We start from the raw sequence: 18,666 nt of genomic DNA, 5'->3' as shown, positions 1-18,666 counted from the left end.
CATCGCTCTAGTCCTTCATGCCGGACGAAGCCATCGTCTGAATCACATTGCTCTGTGACAGGATAAACGTCACAATCGGCACGGACATCATAATCACCGCTACCGCCGCCCCGACACCTGCGCGCGCAATTCCGCCCTGGATAATCTGTCCCATGGCATAATGCAGCGTCTTGAGCTGCTCGCTGTAGATGAAGCTGCCGCCGTCTGTCCCCCACAGCATCTGCATCATCAGAATTAACAGGGTCAGCCAGGCCGGCTTCACCAGCGGCATCACCACCTGCCAGAAGATGCGGTATTCACTGGCCCCGTCAATCTTGGCCGCCTCCAGCAGCGCATCCGGGATCTGCTCCATGAACTGCTTCATCAGGTACAGGCCCAGCGGATAGGCGAAGGCCGGAACAATAACCGCCTGGTAGGTGTCCATCCAGCCCAGCGCGGACATAATCATATAATTGGGTATCGCCGTAACATGCGGCGAGAACATCAGCGACAGCACCACGACGGTGAACAGCACCTTGGAACCGCGGAACTTATGCTTCGCCAGTGGATAAGCCGCCGCTGAGGCCAGCAGGATATGCCCGGCCGTCCCCGCCGCTGTGATGAATACGGTGTTGAAAATATATCTGGAGAACGGCACCCAGGAATTCTTCATGACCTGAAACAGATTGGCGAAGTTCTCCAGCGTGGCATTCCTGACAAACAGCGTAGGCGGGAAAATAAACAGCTCATCCAGCGGCTTAAACGCATTGTTAATCACATAAATTAACGGAATCGCCATGAACGACCCGAATCCGGCCAGGGCCAGGAACAGCAGCGCATCCACCTGCCAGGAGCGGTTTATTTTTTTGTTCAGAGGTATAGCAAGCTTCATCCCGTTTATTCACCCACCCTCTTCAGCAGCTTTTGGACAATCAGATTGCTGCCCAGCATCAGCACGAACAGCACGGTGGCAATCGCCGAGGCATAGCCCATCTCGAACCGGATCGTCCCGTAATCCACCAGGTGGGTGACGATCGTATGCGCCCCGTATTGCACGCTCGGGAAGCCCGCCAGCGCCATCGCCACATCAGCAACCGCCAGCGAAGCGGTAATCTGGATCACTGCGCCGAACATCAGCTGCGGCCGCATCGAAGGCAGGGTAATGTACCACAGCTCCTGCCAGCGGTTTTTGACACCGTCCACCGCCCCTGCTTCATACAGCGTCTTGTCAACGGTCTGCAGCCCGGCAATGAAGGCCAGGAAGCTGGTTCCCAGGCTCAGCCAGAGCTGCACCAGCATGATAATCCCCAGCATATATTTGGGGTCCTGCAGCCATTGAACCGGTTCATAGATCACGCCCAGCTGCATCAGCAGACCGTTAATAATCCCGTAGGAGTCACTGGAGAAAATAATCTGCCAGATGAAGAATACATTCCCCGAGATCGACGGCGCGAAAAAGATCAGGGTCATAAACGCCCGCAGCTTCGGATTCAGCTCATTGATCAGCCACGCAAACAGGAAGCAGGCGATATAGCTGACCGGCCCGGTCACGACGGAGAAGATGAGCGTATTCTTCACCCCGATCAGGAATACATCATCGTTCCAGAGCAGCTTGGAATAGTTCTCCCAGCCAATCCAGCGCGGCATCTCCAGCATGTTGAAGTGTGTGAAGCTGAAGAAAATCGAGATAATGACCGGAAGCACAGTAAATAACATAAACAGCACCATATAAGGAGCCAGCAGCACGTACAGATGTTTATCCCGCCGCACGTCCTTGCCGAACAGTTCCCAGTAATTACGCAGCCTGGAAGGGCTCAGCCGGGGCTGGATCAAGGGGTCGGCCGTATTGTTCACTTTCTGCATACAAGTCCCTCCCTGCCGTCATTCCAAATGGAACTCGGCTCGCTTCTGAGCGATCTCATAATCGATCTCCTGCACATAGTCGTACAGGGCATCGGCGGTATTCGTGCCGTTGTTGATCACCTCGCGCAAGGCATTGTCGAGATGACGCCCGGTGAAGTAGCCGCCCGGCACCTCTGGCACACCCTGCACCCACTGCCATTGCTCCTCCAGACTCTTGTAGTCGCGGGTCGGCCACGGCAGCTCCCGTAGCGCTTCAACGTTGGCGGTCGGATACCGCGCAGCCGCGCCCATCAGGCCCTCCATCTCCCGCCCGAAGCGGACCTGCGAATCCTTGTCGACCCACCACTTCATGAATTCCCAGGCTGCCTTCTTATTCTTGGCCTGCTTCAGCATCAGCGCGGCCGTGCCGCCGCTGGCAACATCTCTGCGGATACTGCCGTCCGGCTGCTTCGTGCCCGGAACGGGGATGAACTCCCACAATCCCTTAATCTCCGGCGCGGACACCGTCAGATAGTTATAGAAGGTATAATCCTGAATTCCGACCGGCATCTCGCCGGTGCGGAAGCGCATCGGGAAGTCGAAGATCAGCGGCAGCTTGTAGCTGGTATAGAAGTTGGTCCAGTTCTTGAAGGCGGCCAGTCCCGTCTCCGTATCGAGCCCGCTCTTCGCCCCGTCCTGCAGATAAAAGGACCCGCCCATCTGATAGAGCAGCATAGCATAGGCGCGGTTAACCTCCAGCACCGGCACGCCGGTCGTCTGGGCCAGCGGCAGCGCCATATCCATCCGGTGCTTCTGCAGCACCGGGATCATCGCGTACACATCGTCCCAGGTCTGCGGCGGCTGCAGATTCAGCTCCTGCAGAATATCCTTGCGGTAAAACAGCATGTTGAAGATCTGCTGCTCCGGCAGGGCGAAGACCTGGTTCCCGTACCGGTATGGCACGAGCGCGCTGTCCCTGAACTGCTTCACTACTTCCTCATAGCCGGGGTATCCCGACAGGTCCTCCGCCGCCTGGCGCATCCCGAAGTTCACCGGCATGTCATTGCCGACCTGCATCGCCACATCCGGGCCTTCCCCGGCCAGCGAGGCACGCAGCAGCACATTCGGATTCACCAGCTTCAGATTGACGCCGATCCCGGTCTGCGGGGTAAATGTATCATCGATCATTGCCTTCAGCACCTGCGCCTGGTCACGGCCGGTTCCGATCCATACATCAATGGTCTCTCCGTTCTCCGAGGTGTTGCCGATCGTGTTGTAGTCTTCGAAGAATGAGTGGGTGAAGGACGACACCTCATGCCCGATCTTCCGGAATACGGAGGAGCCCGCCTTCGGCAGCTTCACATCCGGCGAGGTCAGCAGCAGATAATCAATCTCCAGCGGCTGCTCCCGCACCTCCAGAATCCAGGAGCCGACGCTGCCCACATTGATTTTGAACTGGGACAGCCGTTTCTGCACCGTCTCCGGCTTGTCGGCCATGTCCGCCAGCTGATAGGCAGTTTTATTCAACGTCGCGGTCTTATCACTCTTCTCTCCGGTCAGCCGGACCAGCTCCTCCGATACGCTGTACAGAAGCTTGCTCTGCTCACGGAATACGGAGACCATATCCGGGATCTGCTCATCCAGCTTGTAATCGCGGTACGGATCAGGCACATTGCCTGTAATCATCAGAATCTTCCGGTACATGGCATTGATGTCAAGCACACTGGCCTCCACCTGGCGCAGCAGCGGAGCAATCGCTCCGAGGCTGACCTCCAGCTGCAATTCATGTTTGCCTTGGCTCAGATAGAATAAATAAGGCTCTTCCCCGGTCCCCAGCCTGTTCATCTGCCAGTCTGAGTCATAATAGAACGGGATCTGCAGCATTTCCCGGAAAGGAATCTCCCCGTCGATGCGCAGGGAGCGTGTGGAATAGATGCCTCTAAGCAGCTCCTGCCTGCCCTTGACCGTAAGATGATAGAGACCATCCTCCGGCACCTCTACCTCCCAGGCGATCCATTGGCCCGGCACCCGCCAGTTGTTCCCGCCGATGGTGTTCATGCGGATTTTGGAGACATCATAGGGCTCCGTCGAAGGACTGGAACGGTCCGTAACCGGATACAGGGTCGGAGAGGATTTATAGGCGGCGTCTTCTCCCTGAATCTTGACTGAATGGCCGCTGGTGGCTTTGTACCCTTGCGCTTCATAGCTCTGCTTGACCTCCGCGTAGGCAGCGGGCGGATCATAGCTGTGCAGCTTGATATAGTCAATGACCATCGGCTCCCTGCCGGAGACCATCGTCAAGGTGTGCCGCCCGGCTGAGAAGTAGAATTGATACGGCTCCTCATAGTACCCTTCTGTATCTCTCAGCAGCGTCTCCTGCCAGGCCGGCGACTCCACCTGGCGCGGCCTGAGATCATTGCCCCGGTTATCCCTGCGGATTTCATTGCTCTCATTCACCCAGATCCGTCCGAAGCTGAGATTGCGGGCACTATTGAAGGGCAGTTCGCCGTCAATCCGCAGCTCGCGTTCGATATTCGAGCTCTTGCCCTGGACCGGAAAATAACGCACGGTGATATGGTACAGCCCGGACTGCGGCACATCGAGCTGCCACTCCACCGAGCCGCTCTCCTCTGTCTTCACATATCTGCCTGTCTCGCCGCCAAGCCCGGTCAGCAGCTCCGGGGTCATGCCTTCGGAGCCTGAGTAATCGGCCCCCTTAATGATGATTTCTTCGCGGGGCTGCGCCTCGCCCTGATATTGCTGCAGGTAACTGTCATAGCTGCCCTCAGTGAGCTGCTGCGCCGCCCGTCCGCTGCCTGGCGCACCCGGCGCCTCCGTCCCGGCAGCAGGCGGCTCTGCACTTGCTGCAGGCAGCGCCAGCATGGAGACCAGCATGATCAGTACAAGTGTCCGGTGAAGCCTCCGACGGGATAATGACATTCTCACTCGTGTTCCCCCCTCTAGCAGACTTACATTGATAAGAGTGATCCATAGGAACAGGCTGCCCGCCGCTCCGCTATGTATAGGGCGGGCAGTGTGCCTGTAATGGCAAGCGGCCAGGCTATTCTTTCTTCTCCTTGTCCTGCTCGCCGCTCAGCACCTTTTTGGCTGCCGCCTGCGCTGTTCCAATCACCTGGGCAACGCCTGTAGATGGAGTGACCTCGCCTTTGAGGAATTTCTCCGTTACCTTGTCGAGCTGATCCTTGACGCCAAGCCCGCCGTAACGGCCGCCGTATACGCGCTCACTCTTTCCGTCATCATTCATGGCATTCGCGATGCTCGTTTCATCCGGCAGAATATTCTCCAGCCACAGCCGGCGGTTCTCCTGCCAGCTGTCGAACGGCTGCAGCTCCTCCCAGATCTTCACGATGGTATCGGCATCCTTGACCCCTTTGGGGATGGCATAGGCTGCCGTCTGGCTCAGCGGATCATAGTACTTGTCAGCCTGCGGGCCTTTGGGAATATAGACATAGCCCCACTCATCCTTCATCTTGCCTTGAATACGCCCTTCAATCTCCCAGAGGCCGCCCGGATACATGGCACCCGTTCCTTCCGCGAAGTACTTGGCCGGGTCCTCCCAGTCATTCCCTTCGTTGGGCTTTAGAACTTTATCCTCGGTATACAGCTTATACAGATAGTTAAGCGCTTCCATAGATGCCGGTGAATCAAAGATGGCTTTCTGGGCCGCTTCATCGTAGATTTTGGCGCCGTTGCTGGCGATCAGCAGCTCGGATAAGACGTAATGGGCGCCAGCCAGGCCGTACTGGTCCATTTTGCCGTCACCGTTCTTGTCAACGGTCAGCTTCTTTGCGGCATCAAGCATCGTATTCCAGTTCCAGTTATCCTCGTCCATCAGCTGCTGCGGGTCCTTCAGGCCTGCCTCCTTGAAAATCCGCTTGTTATAGAACACACCGCTGTCGTTCGGGTTGTACCAGCTCTCCAGACCGTACACCTTATCGCCGCCGAAGCGCATGGAGTCAATCACGCTCTGGTCGATCTGCGAATCCTTCAGGTAATCATCCAGCGGGGTGAGGAAGCCGCCGTGCATCAGCCCCCAGATGAAGCCGTCCGGCAGCCGCACAATCTCGGCAAAAGGATCGCTCGCCATCACCGATGACGACAGCTTCTCAGCCGTTGACCAGTATTCAGTATTCAGGTATTTGATCTTGACGTTGTACTTCTCCTCGACCGCCTTAATCCGCTCGCGGGCCAGCTCATCCGCCTCTGAATCCCCTACCGGGGTAGCATCCCACCAGTGGGAGATGCGGATCTCCCGTCCGTTCAGATTGGCCGCCGGCGTTGCCGGAGGCGCTTCGGTTGGTGCAGGCGTCGCTTCAGCCGGTGCCTCGGTGGCCTCCGCCGCAGGCGCTGCGGACGGTGGTGCTGCATTGCCCCCGCCGCTGCAGCCGGATACCAATGTAATAACAGCCGTCAACATCATAAGCCAGGCCGAGCTTCTCTTCTTCAACTGTTTCACTATTCAACACGCTCCCCTATGTTCTGTGATATTGCCCTACTTGCCTGAGAATTGTGGACAGCCCCCCTCATCGCGTATTTATATAGTGGCGGATGCCAGCATATAAACTCTCAAATAACCATAAAGATTCAAACTTAAGACAAATAACGTTTGTCCATCCACCCCATACACAGCAATGGAGTAACCGCTTACCTAAATCGCCAAAAATAATGAAATGGGTTTCATGAAATCCATTTCATTATAGCTTCTGGTTATCCCCCGGTCAATGATTCTTTGGGTGAATTTCCTAAAACATCCCAAAACATTATCTACACGTGGAAACCGCTATGCCGTCCTTTTTAAGGACGGTATCGTTTCAGCGAGAAATAGAAGGACAAGTTATCGTGTGCAACATATAAATTCTTATATTTGAACAAAATCACCCTAAAGGTTGAATAAGATTACCTTGGCGCGAACACAATGTATGCTGTTTTTCACATACATTCAGCTTTAAAGCTACTCTACGAATCTTCTTTCCAAGAGCTCTTATTCACAAATGTACGCACAACTCATTCCCTTCCGGCGAATTCCCCGGAAACCTTCCGGCACATCTGCGGTGCCCGCAGCCCTCTCCTTGCGTCTGAAAGCTGCCTGAGGGCGGATGGCTCTTCCGCAAATCATGCCTTCGGGCGTCCTGTGCTGGCCCGCACGACCAGTTGCGGCTGAAGCACCGTCCGCTTCCGGGGATTCCCGCCGCTGATCAGCTCATGCAGCATCTCTACCGACAGCTCTCCCAGCCGGTTGGTGTTCTGCGATACGGTGGTCAGCTCGGGAATGACCGCTCTGGACAGGGGGGAATTGTCGAAGCCGACAATGGACAGATCCTCCGGGATGCGCAGCCCATGCTCAACAGCAGACTTTAAGGCACCGATTGCCGTAAAATCATTCACGCACAGCACAGCCGTCGGCCGCTCCCCTTGCTCCAGCATCCGGTCCATCAGCGTCCGGCCGCCTTCGATCGAGAAGTCATGGAACAGGGTCCAGTCCTTGCGCAGCGTAAGCCCATGCTCCTTCAGCTTCATCCGCACCGCCTTCAGCTTCATCTGGGTGGTGGAGGTCTCCTCCATCCCTCCAAGGAAGGCAATCCGGCGGTGTCCCAAGTCAAGCAGATGCTGGGTCGCCAGAGCGGCCCCCTCTTCTTCATCTGTGTAGATACGGTGCAGTCCGCTCCGGGGCAGATTCCCGTTCACCAGCACGATCGGCACATGCTTCGCCAGCTCTACGACCTCCTGGCTCAGCTCCGGCGGACACTGGGTCAGGTTGATCCGGCCGCCCAGAAAAATAATTCCGTCCACTCTTTTCTCGCGGAGAATACTGAGGTACTCCGACTCACGGCTGTGCTCCCCTGCCGTATCGCACAGAAAGAACGTGTAACGCTTCTCTCTGGCTACATTCTCGGCCCCCCAGAATACCTCCGGGAAGAAGGGGTTCGTGATGTCGGGCAGAATCATGGCAATGGTGCCGGTCTCCTTCTTCAGCAGGCTGCGGGCCAGGGCATTGGGCTGGAACTGGTGCTTCTCAATCACAGCCATAATAATCTCTCTGGTGCTCTCCTTGACCGGAGCGGTGTTATTGAGGACACGGGAGACTGTGGCTACGGACACCTGGGCCTCTTTGGCGATATCATATATGGTAATCGTCTTCATCCTGTACCTCCTTGGTCTGACGCAACGCTTGGGTGCTTGCAAAAATCCCGGGAGCGGCAGCCGGAGTTAACCCCCGGCCTGCTCCCGTTCATCGAAGTAGCTGTTCAGCAGCTTCAGGAACACGTTGGGGAAGGCGTAGCTCCCCATGTCCTCCCGGCTGATCCAGCGCAGGGCGCCGCGGTCTGCCGCATCCCGGGCGGCATCCCCGCTGTCGAACAGCGCGGGCTCCTGCGGCTCTGGCGCTTGCGGGCCGGACGCCGCCTGGTAGCCGGCGCGCCCCTCCGCTGCCAGCGGCAGCGCCGCCTCCTCCCTGCAGCGGTACACCTGCAGGGTCCACACAATATGGCTGAATGTATGCTCCGCAGCCATCCAGTGCTCTTCAGGCCGGGCGTGAATCCCGGCCTGGCTCATGGACCGGCGCAGCCGGTCCAGCGCTGCCGCTTCCGGCAGCAGCGCGCTGCCCGCGCCGCCGCCTGCTTCAGGCGGCGCCGGCCAATGCGGCAGCTCCCACATGCGGGCCAGCAGCCCGCTGGCCGGCCGCTGCCGGATGAGCACCCGGCCCGCGTGCTCGCCGCGGCCCTCCACCAGGGCGGCCAGCCGCTCCTCCGGGCGCGGCGGCTTCGCCTTGGTCTTGACGGGCAGCGAAGCCTCGCAGCCCGCCAGGCGCGCAGCGCAATGCTCCATCACCGGGCATGGCAGGCAGCGCGGTGATTTCGGCGTGCAGATCAGCGCGCCCAGCTCCATCAGCGCCTGGTTGAAGCTCCCGGCTTCCCCCTCGGGAATCAGCTCCGCCGCGAGCTTCTCCATCTTCACCCGGGTCGGCCCCTTGGCAATGTCATCCTCAATCAGGAAGTAGCGGGACAACACCCGCATGACATTGCCGTCCACCGCCGGCTCCGGCTGGTTGAACGCGATGCTCAGGATCGCGCCTGCTGTATACGGTCCGACCCCCTTCAGGCCAAATACCGCGTCGCGGTCATCCGGGACCTGGCCGCCGTACTGCTCCTTCACCTGCTTCGCCGCAGCCTGCAGGTTCCGGGCGCGCGAGTAGTAGCCCAGCCCCTCCCAGCATTTCAGCACCTCTTCCTCCGGCGCGTCTGCGAGCGCTTCGACCGTCGGAAACCGTTCAATGAACCGGTTGAAATACGGAATGACCGTATCCACGCGGGTCTGTTGGAGCATAATCTCCGAGATCCAGATGTAATAGGGATTGCGGTGGCGGCGCCAGGGCAAGTCCCGCTTCTGAAGGTGATACCATGCCAGCAGGAAGCGGCTGAAGAATAACTTGGCTTCCTGCTGTGTGTCGCTATACTTGTCCATTGTCATCGTTATTCTCCTTGCCGTCTCGATTTCTTATGACGCTATTCCTGCGTTCTCTCCACCACTGCGAACGCCGAGGCCAGGCCGCGGCTGTGGGTAATGGTGAGATGAATGACATGCTTCTGTTCCGCCAGTCCCAGCCGGGACCAGGCTTCTGCCGACAATGCGGCAACCGGCTTGCCCAGCGCATCCGGCAGAATCTCGATGTCGCGGAAGCCGACGGTCTGCCCGATGCCGCAGCCGAGCGCCTTGACCACCGCTTCCTTGGCCGAGAAGCGCCCGGCGGTGAATTCCGCGCGCCTCAGTCCCTTGCCTTCGGCCAGCACAAGCTCCCGCCCGGTGAGTATCCGCTGCGCGAACCGGCGGCCCAGGCTGCCTTCAGCAATCTCTTCAACTCTCCCGATTTCCAGCACATCATGGCCGATTCCGTAGATCACATGCCCTCACCTCACACCAGAATACATTCATCAATCTATCTTATATTACCTTCTATCCTTACCGTGCGTCTAATGATATGATCTTCCTAGTCGGAGCAGCAGCATTCTGCTATCCTATAAGATAATCCATCAAAAGTCTATCCGCAGTGCACCGCTGCGGATACCGGAATACCAAAGAAGGGAAGTATGTCTTATGCCCCGTAATTTCGAATTACCCGCAGGAGAGGATGCGGTCCTGCGCTGCTCACACTTTTCGGCCCAGGGCAAGGCCCGGAGCCTGATTGTAATCGCACACGGTTACAAGGGCTTCAAGGATTGGGGGATGTTCCCGTATGTTGCCGGGGCACTCAGCAATGAGCATGAAGTGATTAGCTTCAACTTCTCCCATGCGGGCATCGGTGAAGACCTTCAGCACTTCACGGAGCTGGAGAAGTTCGCCCGCAACACCTACCAGCGGGAGATCAGGGATATGGAGATTCTGCTCTCCTATCTGAGCCAGCATCACCGGTTCGGCAGCCTGCCGGTCTTCCTGCTCGGACACAGCCGCGGCGGTGGCGTCTGCCTGCTCTATGCCCTGGACCATCCCGGGGAAATCGCCGGCGTCCTGTCCTGGAACGGAATTACCAATCTTGACCTGTTCACCGAGGAGCAGAAGCGCGAGATGAGAGAGCAGGGCCGGACGCATGTGCTCAATGGACGGACCGGACAGCAAATGCCGCTGGATGCCGTCATTATTGAAGACCTGGAGCAGCAGGCAGAGCGGTACAATCTCTTAGAGCGGATGAAGCAGGCCCGCTTCCCGGCGGTGCTGATTCAGGGGAGCGAGGACGGCGAGCATCTGCGGCGCGGCTCAGAGACCCTGAACCGGTTGCGGCCGGACATGGAGTGGGTCCGCATTCCGGGCGGCAATCATACCTTCGGCACGGTGCATCCTTTTGCCGGACCCACCCCGCCGCTCGACATGGCTATTGCCGAATCAAGGGAGTTCATTGACAGCGTACTGGCAGGGCAGGCCTAACTGTACGGAGCCTGTCCAGCAAGGCAAACAAACCGCCGGAAGGGCTGCATGAAGCGCAGCGCTCCGGCGGCTGGGCCTAACCTTACTCTCTAATCCTGCTAATCTTGCTCAAATCCCCGGAATCTTGTCGCGCTTATGCGCGGTTCTAAGATAGAAGCGTTCCAGCTTCTCCGCCGCTTCAGGGCTGACCGTCTTCCCCTCCAGATAATCGCTGTTCTCCTCATACGTAATCCCCAGTTCTGTCTCATCCGTCTGGCCCGGCCAGAGACCGGCTGTCGGCGCCTTGGTGACCACCTCCGCCGGTACGCCCAGCGCTGCCGCCAATTGCCTTACCTGGCGTTTGTTCAGGGAAGACAGCGGGGTAAGATCGACCGCACCATCGCCCCATTTCGTATAGAATCCGGTGATCGCTTCAGAGGCATGATCGGTTCCGACCACGAGCAGATTGTTCTCAAAAGCCAGTGCATACTGCATAACCATCCGTGTTCTCGCTTTGACATTTCCTTTACCCTGATGGGTGATATGGCGGTGCTGCCCCAGCGCCTTCAGGCTATGCTCAACCTCAAGGGCAATCTCGTTGACCGCTTCCTCGATATTGGTCTCCACATTATGCGTCAGCCCGAACGCCTCGGCTACCGCATAGCTGTGCCCGATATCCTCCTGCTCACCGTATGGCTGGAAGACGCCGAGGGTGATGTACGGTTTGCCTTCCTCTGCGCTCAGCTCATCCGTCGCCTGCTTGCACAGGCCCGCCGCCACCGCGCTGTCTATGCCTCCGCTGATGGCAATCAGCAGACCGGTTGCCCCGGCCTTCCGCGTATAGGACTTCAGGAAGTCCACGCGTTTGCGGATCTCCGCCCCGGTATCAATGACCGGCTTGACGCCAAGTGCTGCAATAATCTCCTCCTGCATACTCACAGGCTGCACCCCGTTTCTTATAATCTTAGTCTGCTACGAGTGTAATCTCAGCTTGTAGAGCAGGCTCCTTGGCCTGCGTCTGTCAGGCACCTTATTTCCGCTCACCGGCTCAGTTCGCCCACTTCAGGTGCATTTCTGCACCTCATCCGGCTTTGTCGCTCTTTGTCGCTCTCTGCAGCACCAGCACATTATCCTACAAAAAATCCCGCATGAGCCAAGCCTCCGGCTAATGGCTGATGCGGGATTCGTACCAATGGGCCTTATGAGGCGCTTACTGGCACAGACGGTTGAAGACATCCTTCAGCTCAGCAGCGATCTCAGCAGCCGAACGGTCTTCCACCCCGTGACGTTCGATGAAGTGAACCAGCTCGCCGTCCTTCATCAGGGCAATGGATGGCGACGATGGCGGATACGGAGCGAAATACTCGCGCGCCTTGGCTGTAGCTTCCTTCTCCTGTCCAGCGAATACGGTGAACAGATGATCCGGCAGAATCTCGTTCTGCAGAGCCTGCGCTACACCTGGACGGCACTGTCCGGCCGCACAGCCGCATACGGAGTTAACAACGACCAGCGAGGTTCCCTTCGCTGCCGGAAGCGCTGCTTCTACATCCTCCGGAGTCAGCAGCTCCTTGAAGCCAATGCTTGTCAGATCATCACGCATGGGTTGAATAGAATCCCTCATATATTGGTTAAAAGACATGGACATTTCTCTGCACTCTCCTTCACTGCTGGAATTAGTTAGATAGTTGTCAGAACCCGGATAACATTGCCGCGTTACTGCACTAATTACTAACTTTATTATACATACATACTCTGTGAAAGCAAGAGAAGCAGCCCGTCCGGACAAGGTGTCCGGCAGCCCTTCACCCTCCTCCGCCGTAAGGGAATCTGCTATACATACACCGGTTTCCTGGACGCACTGTCCTTCTCCTCTACCGGGAACACGACGATCATCGCCGTCCCCGCTCCAACCTCCGACTCGACCCGGATTGTGCCGCTATGCCGCTCGGCAATGCTCAGGCACAAGGGCAGGCCCAGCCCTGTTCCGTGGTTTTTGGTGGTGAAGAACGGGGAGAACAGCTGCTGAAGCTGGCTCTGGGGAATCCCGCTTCCTGTATCCCTGATGATCAGCTGCACGGTATCCTCCAGCTCCCGCGTCTCCAGCGTCAGCACACCCTTGGCATCCATTGCCTCCATGGCGTTGCGGGCCAGATTCAGTATGAGCTGCTTAATCTCTCTGACATTGAGCTGGAGCAGCGGCATGGATGTGCCGAGCTTCAGCTCTATACTCTGGCCGCGGAGATTGGCATCGGCCCAGATCAGCGGCACCAGCTCTTCAATAACCAGATGCAGCTCGACCGGCTCCTTGTCCGACTCCCGGGTCTGGGCCAGCGACAGAAAGTCATTGATGATACTGTTGGCCCGGTCCAGCTCCTCCATAACAATATGATAATAGGAATGCAGGTCCTCCGGGCTCTTCTCGCGCATCAGCTGCAGGAAGCCGCGTACAACCGCCATCGGGTTGCGGATCTCGTGCGTGATCCCGGCCGCCATCTGACCGACCAGCGATAGGCGCTCCACATTATCCAGCTCACTGCGCAGCTTCTCCTCTTCTGTGAGATCCTGTATGATCATGACGATGCCCCTCGGCACGCCCGAATCATGCTCAAGCGGTGCGGTAAAAATATGATAGCTCCGCGAATCCACCCTGATCCTCGTATTGGAGCGCTGCCGGTTCCGCAGGACCTCCTGCATCCTGCTGAGGGTGGCCTGATCCATGCTGTGGCCGAAGATCTGGCTCGCCGGCCGGGACAGAATAATCTCCCGGGTGAGCTGCGGACAATGGCGCTGCATCAGGCTAAGCATATATTCATTCAGCCCGGTGACATAGCCGTTGTCATCGAATTCCATTATATTGAGCGGAACCACATTCGTAATCTGCTGCAGCTTCTCCGATTCCCACTGGAACTTCTCGGAGATTCCCTGCAGCCGGATCTGAATCTGCAGCCTGTCCCAGGCTCGATCTATGTAGGTGATGAACAAGCCGCCGAGGGCCAGGGTCGCCAGGACATAGCCTGCAGCCAGAATCCCCTCGCCGGGAGGCGTGGACAGAATGCTCCGCCCATGCAGGTTCGGCCCGATTACAATGAACAGCATACTCGGGAACAGCGCGCCCCACAGGATCCCGATCTTGGCGATCAGCGCACCCTGCTTGAAGCGGCCGGCCATGCCGAACAGCAGCGGGTACATCAGCACCCCTGTGTTCAGCAGCAGCTGATCCAGGCCCGAGGGCATCGAGAACAGGCCGGTGCACAGGAAGAAATACAGCGCCAGATAAGCGCTGGAGCGTAAGTTGCCGTACAGGATGCCAATGTAGGCAGGAAGGATGGCCAAGTTCAAATAGACCAAGCCGAACAGGGTGGACGATAAGGCCATACATAGCGTGATGCTGAGGGAACAGCAGATCATCAGAAACGTCTGGTCATCGGGGAATGTATTGTTCCTGTTCCCAGGATGGCCCCGGTCCAGCCTCCACTGAAACAGAAACAGGAAGGTGCAAGCAGCCGATATTTGCAATAAAATATCCTTAACCGCATAAATAATTGCAATCACTCCCCAAATTGGACAAAATCTCCTGTTCCTATTGATTAAAGCATACTCGCGCATTCCTGACAACGTTATTCCCTTTCTGTCCTCTAAGGCCTGGCCTCGCTCTGCCTGGAATGGTATGATGCGGTTAATAGAGTGCCGCATGCAGCAAAGGAGCAGATGAATGAGTAGTTACGATGTAATTGTTATTGGAGGCGGTCCATCCGGACTGATGGCCAGTGTAGCCGCCGCCGAGCACGGCGCGTCTGTCCTGCTGGTGGACAAGGGGGCCAAGCTCGGCCGCAAGCTGGGCATCTCGGGCGGGGGGCGCTGCAATGTGACCAACATGAAGGAGACTTCAGAGCTGATCGCCCATATTCCGGGCAACGGCCGTTTTCTATACAGCTCGTTTGACCATTTCAACAATCGGGATATTATGGAGTTCTTCGAGGGGCTGGGCATCGCGCTGAAGGAGGAGGATAACGGGAGGATGTTCCCCGTCTCGGACAAGGCCTCCAGTGTGGTCTCCGCCCTGATCGGCAGGGTACGGAGCCTGGGTGTGCAGATTCTGACGGACAGCCCGGTGCGCGAGGTGATGTATGAAGAGGGAGCTGTGGCCGGGGTGCGTCTGGAATCGGGCCAAGCCTTCGGGGCCGGAGCTGTGATTATCGCCACCGGCGGCAAATCGGTCCCGCAGACCGGCTCCACCGGAGACGGCTACCCATGGGCGGCCGCAGCCGGTCATACGATTACTGAGCTGTTCCCGACCGAGGTGCCGATTCTCTCCCGGGAGGAATGGATCAAGTCGGGGGAGCTGCAGGGCCTGTCCCTGCGCGATGTGAGCCTTACCGTCTGGAATCCCAAGGGCAAGAAGGTGATCTCCCACCGGGGCGATATGATCTTCACCCATTTCGGCTTATCCGGCCCGATCGCGCTGCGCTGCAGCCAGTTCCTGCGCCAGGTACAGAAGAAGTCGGGAACGGAGACCGTGGACCTGTCCATCGACCTGTTCCCTGACCTGAATCCGCAGGAAGCCGAAGCTATGCTCGTAAGCAAGCTGGAGCTGGAGCCGAAGAAGGCTATCCGCAACTCGCTGAAGGGCCTGCTGCCGGAGCGGATGATTCCGCTGCTGCTGGCCAAGAGCGGCCTGGACGGCGACATTACCGGCCATCACCTGCCGCGTACAGGCCTGCAGGCGCTGGCCGCCCTGCTGAAGCGGATGCCGGTCCAGGTCTACGGGACGCGTTCCCTTGCCGAAGCCTTCGTTACCGGCGGAGGCGTCAGCCTGAAGGAAGTGAACCCGGGGACGATGGAATCGAAGCTGACAGCCGGGCTGTACTTCTGCGGTGAGATTCTGGATATTCACGGATATACCGGGGGCTATAATATTACCGCCGCCTTCTCTACAGGATATACCGCCGGTAAACATGCTGCGGGCGGGAAGCACGAATAAGTCCGCTCAGCGGACAACCACATAGATAACGAAACAGCCTTCCCCCGAACCTAGGAGGAAGGCTTGTTTATCATTCGTATCTGGCGAAGCGGATTGTACTGAACAGGCGGCCGATCCACAGCCCGGCCGCTGCTCCGACAACAGGAAAGAGCAGAATGCCCCACCAGCCATAGGCCGGAATGCAGACGGCAGCCGCACACAGAACCGCAAAAGGCATTAACAGAATCGGCATGGCCTTGGTCCCGGCATCCGCCTTCTGTACCTTGCTGAACGGCAGAATGCCGATATAGTCATCTCCGGCGAACAACAGCCAGAAGGAGGACAGCCAATAGGCCATAAGGCTGGTCAACACGGCGAATAACAGCCACTTCAGCACCACCGGCGAGATCAGAACGGCAATCAGCGCCACACTGGTGAATGACAGATACAGCTTGAAGTGCGCCGGATTGCGCAGCAGCGCCTTCACCGCTGCGGCTGCGAACCGGCTCTCGGGCTCCCGGGAGGCCAGCAGCGGCTGGGATTTGCGGAAGATCCACGGCTTGTACCGCGTCGGCCGCGGCTTGTCGAGCACCCCGCGCAGCAGCAGCGCCGCAATCCTCATCCGCTGCTTATAGTCCTCGCGCACATCGTTCATGAAGGTGCCGCGCAGACGCAGGCGGAATCTGAAGGCCAGGACGGTCAGGACGGCGTACCCGGCAGCTGCAGCGAACAGCAGGCCCGGATTATCCTTCCACAAGAGCGCCAGACGCAGATAGACGCCGCACGGGACCGCAACTGCCGGCACCAGCCATAAGCGGCGGCGGAAGCCGTGCCACTGCACCTTGACGAGATGGCCCAGCAGCTTGACGGCCCAGCTGCAGGTCAGCGTCAATGCCAGCTGACCCCAGACCGCCCCCGGAGCGAGACCGTAGCCGCGGAGCAGGAACGGGAGCAGCAGCGCGAAGACCGCCGCTACCTTAAGTGTAGTAACCGCCAGGCTATAGGCCATTCCTCCGGCAATAATCGTATTGATCCAGCTCTGCCGCTGCCGCAGGAACAGGGAATCGCCCTCCTGCAGCAGCAGGACGATCCCTCCGGTGGCGAGCAGTACCGCGAGCAGCGAGAGCATCATTACAAACGGCACCTGGCTGAACCAGCCCGGAAGCTCGCCGTTCCAGAAGCCATAGTAGAAGCGCCCGCCGAGCAGGCCGCCCGGAATCAGAATGTAGAGCAGGACGGTCCAGTCTACCGCAGTACGGATAATTGTGGATTGCTCACGGAAATGGGAAGACAGCCTCCGCCGGAAGAGGCTGCCTGCCGTAGGGAAGGCATAGGACTGCCGGGTCATGCCAGTTCGTCGAAGCAATCAAACAACGACCCCTCCGGCAGACCCGCATCCGCGCGGATCGCCTCCAGTGTGCCTTCGGCCGCAATCCGGCCTCCGGAGATCAGCACGAAGCTGTCACAGATTTTCTCTGCTGTATCCAGCACATGTGTGGACATCAAGACACCGGCCCCGCGCTCCCGTTCCGCCTCCAGCAGGCGCAGGAAATCCTTGGTGGCCCGGGGGTCCAGCCCGATGAACGGCTCGTCCACGATATAGACATCCGGCTGGACCAGGAAGCCCAGCATCAGCATCATCTTCTGCTTCATTCCCTTGGAGAAGCCTGCGGGCAGATCATTGCGCACACCGGCCATGCCGAACTGAAGCAGCAGCGTCTCCGCTGTGGATTCGAAGGTCTCATAGCTGAGGCCATAGGCGGCTGCGGCCAGATCCAGATGCTCCCACAGGGTAAGGTCTTCATAGAAGACCGGCTGCTCCGGTACGTAGGCATAGGACTGGTTCCCGCCGCCCAGCTTCACCCGGGCCTTGGCGTGCTTCAGCAGGCCAAGCAGCGTCTTGATAGTCGTGCTTTTGCCGGCTCCGTTCGGTCCGATTAATCCCAGCAGCTCGCCTCTGCGCACCTGGAACGATATGTCCGCAATCCGTACATCCCCTGCTTCATATCCCGCTTCTTCAATGTCCACATCCAGTACAACATCCTCGCCGTCATCCTCCCGTTCATCAGCGTATTGGCTGATCCGGTCCTCGTCTGTCTCTTCCATATTGTCCTCCATCTCCTATAAGGCCAGCATTCATCATAATGCGATCATAACATCAAGGACGGGCCTGTGCTGCTAAAATATTCACTCTGCCGCCACCATCCTCCTATATCCCTCATTATAAGGACAAGCGCCGGCCGGCTTCAAACCTCCTTCAGCGGCAGCCGGGATGCACATTTTGTGAATTGTTTGATTTTTAATAATTAAAAGTGTGCTTATTGTGACAAATGACATGTTCTTCATGCCCGGTTTGACGTATTGTAAAGCTATATCCGGGAATTTGTATTCCAAACCGTGCGGCATTTGCCCGTACGATTAACAATAGAGGTGAAGAAGCATGATCCAATCCTATGAACGCGATACTCAGTTGACCCTGCATTTGTACCGGGTGTTTGCCAAGTCATTCAAGAGCATTAACGAACATGCCGTGACCGGCAGCAAGATCGAGGGCTTCAATCCCACAGCCTTCGCTGTCATGGAGGTGCTCTACTACAAGGGTCCGCAGCCGATCCAGCAGATCGGCGCCAAGCTGCTGCTGCAGAGCGGCAACGTCACGTATGTCATCGACAAGCTGGAAGAACGCGGTTATCTGCAGCGCAAGCCTTGCCCCAGCGACCGCCGGGTCATTTTTGCCGAGCTTACGGCCGAAGGCGAACGATTGATGAATGAGATGTATCCGAAATATTCGGAGCGTCTGCACCTGGCCTTCAGCGGACTTAGCGATGAAGAGAAGGAACAGATGATTGTCCTCCTGAAGAAGATGGGCCTGCAGGCCGAGAAGCTCTCCCCGCTCCCCCGCAAGTAGGCGGTATTGGGGCAGTCGAAGTTGTGAATCAATTCACGAATAGTAGGTCGAACAGCATATC

General features: G+C 57.8%; 15 protein-coding genes. 3 read left to right on the top strand and 12 right to left on the bottom strand.

The annotated features are described in order from the left end of the window. Positions 1-7 precede the first annotated feature (7 nt). The 7 genes from K1558_RS08195 to acpS form a co-directional block, all read right to left on the bottom strand. Positions 8-871 (bottom strand): carbohydrate ABC transporter permease, encoded by an 864-nt coding sequence (locus K1558_RS08195; RefSeq protein ID WP_238650921.1) that lies wholly within the window; start codon positions 869-871, stop codon positions 8-10. 5 nt (positions 872-876) lie between these two features. Then, the gene (locus tag K1558_RS08190; protein WP_238650917.1) at positions 877-1,842 is read right to left on the bottom strand and encodes a carbohydrate ABC transporter permease; all 966 of its coding nucleotides are present in this window, start codon (positions 1,840-1,842) and stop codon (positions 877-879) included. Between the two features lie 18 nt (positions 1,843-1,860). Continuing rightward, positions 1,861-4,761, bottom strand: a complete 2,901-nt coding sequence (locus K1558_RS08185; RefSeq protein ID WP_238650983.1) for an extracellular solute-binding protein — start codon at positions 4,759-4,761, stop codon at positions 1,861-1,863. A gap of 121 nt (positions 4,762-4,882) precedes the next feature. Then, a complete protein-coding gene (locus K1558_RS08180) occupies positions 4,883-6,298 on the bottom strand; it encodes an extracellular solute-binding protein (RefSeq protein WP_238650915.1) in 1,416 nt (471 codons plus the stop codon). A gap of 656 nt (positions 6,299-6,954) precedes the next feature. Further along, positions 6,955-7,983: a LacI family DNA-binding transcriptional regulator gene (locus K1558_RS08175; RefSeq protein ID WP_238650913.1), complete on the bottom strand. Its 1,029-nt coding sequence runs from the start codon at positions 7,981-7,983 to the stop codon at positions 6,955-6,957. A 66-nt stretch (positions 7,984-8,049) separates the two neighbouring features. Continuing rightward, the gene (mutY, locus tag K1558_RS08170; protein ID WP_238650911.1) at positions 8,050-9,309 is read right to left on the bottom strand and encodes an A/G-specific adenine glycosylase; all 1,260 of its coding nucleotides are present in this window, start codon (positions 9,307-9,309) and stop codon (positions 8,050-8,052) included. A gap of 35 nt (positions 9,310-9,344) precedes the next feature. After that, entirely contained in the window at positions 9,345-9,740 is a 396-nt protein-coding gene (acpS, locus tag K1558_RS08165; RefSeq protein ID WP_238650909.1) for a holo-ACP synthase, read from the bottom strand. A 193-nt stretch (positions 9,741-9,933) separates the two neighbouring features. Between acpS and K1558_RS08160 the strand changes: the two genes are divergently transcribed. Continuing rightward, a complete protein-coding gene (locus K1558_RS08160) occupies positions 9,934-10,758 on the top strand; it encodes an alpha/beta hydrolase family protein (protein ID WP_238650907.1) in 825 nt (274 codons plus the stop codon). Between the two features lie 108 nt (positions 10,759-10,866). On the opposite strand, the gene nadE is transcribed toward K1558_RS08160, so the two are convergent. The 3 genes from nadE to K1558_RS33000 form a co-directional block, all read right to left on the bottom strand. After that, positions 10,867-11,676, bottom strand: a complete 810-nt coding sequence (nadE, locus tag K1558_RS08155; protein ID WP_238650906.1) for an ammonia-dependent NAD(+) synthetase — start codon at positions 11,674-11,676, stop codon at positions 10,867-10,869. Positions 11,677-11,947: 271 nt separating this feature from the next. Beyond that, entirely contained in the window at positions 11,948-12,382 is a 435-nt protein-coding gene (locus K1558_RS08150; protein ID WP_238650905.1) for a BrxA/BrxB family bacilliredoxin, read from the bottom strand. A gap of 185 nt (positions 12,383-12,567) precedes the next feature. Further along, entirely contained in the window at positions 12,568-14,289 is a 1,722-nt protein-coding gene (locus tag K1558_RS33000; RefSeq protein ID WP_238650904.1) for a two-component system sensor histidine kinase NtrB, read from the bottom strand. 160 nt (positions 14,290-14,449) lie between these two features. Here K1558_RS33000 and K1558_RS08140 point away from each other — a divergent pair, with 160 nt between their 5' ends. Continuing rightward, positions 14,450-15,718: a BaiN/RdsA family NAD(P)/FAD-dependent oxidoreductase gene (locus tag K1558_RS08140; protein WP_238650903.1), complete on the top strand. Its 1,269-nt coding sequence runs from the start codon at positions 14,450-14,452 to the stop codon at positions 15,716-15,718. A 70-nt stretch (positions 15,719-15,788) separates the two neighbouring features. Here K1558_RS08140 and K1558_RS08135 read toward each other — a convergent pair whose 3' ends face one another. Continuing rightward, positions 15,789-17,063: an ABC transporter permease gene (locus tag K1558_RS08135; protein WP_238650901.1), complete on the bottom strand. Its 1,275-nt coding sequence runs from the start codon at positions 17,061-17,063 to the stop codon at positions 15,789-15,791. Beyond that, positions 17,042-17,803, bottom strand: coding sequence for an ABC transporter ATP-binding protein (locus K1558_RS08130; protein ID WP_238650899.1), 762 nt, complete (start codon positions 17,801-17,803; stop codon positions 17,042-17,044). Before K1558_RS08130 ends, K1558_RS08135 begins: the two co-directional genes overlap by 22 nt. A 334-nt stretch (positions 17,804-18,137) precedes the next feature. Between K1558_RS08130 and K1558_RS08125 the strand changes: the two genes are divergently transcribed. Next, positions 18,138-18,605 carry a MarR family winged helix-turn-helix transcriptional regulator gene (locus K1558_RS08125; RefSeq protein ID WP_066374506.1) on the top strand — a complete coding sequence of 156 codons (468 nt, stop codon included), beginning with the start codon at positions 18,138-18,140 and terminating at the stop codon, positions 18,603-18,605. The last annotated feature ends 61 nt before the right edge of the window (positions 18,606-18,666 follow it).

The sequence above is a fragment of the Paenibacillus piscarius genome, from assembly GCF_022234545.1.
In the GTDB taxonomy this organism is placed as follows: domain Bacteria; phylum Bacillota; class Bacilli; order Paenibacillales; family Paenibacillaceae; genus Paenibacillus_AQ; species Paenibacillus_AQ piscarius.
The sequence above is the reverse complement of the archived record's forward strand: the minus strand, read 5'-3'. Positions and strand labels throughout refer to the sequence as shown.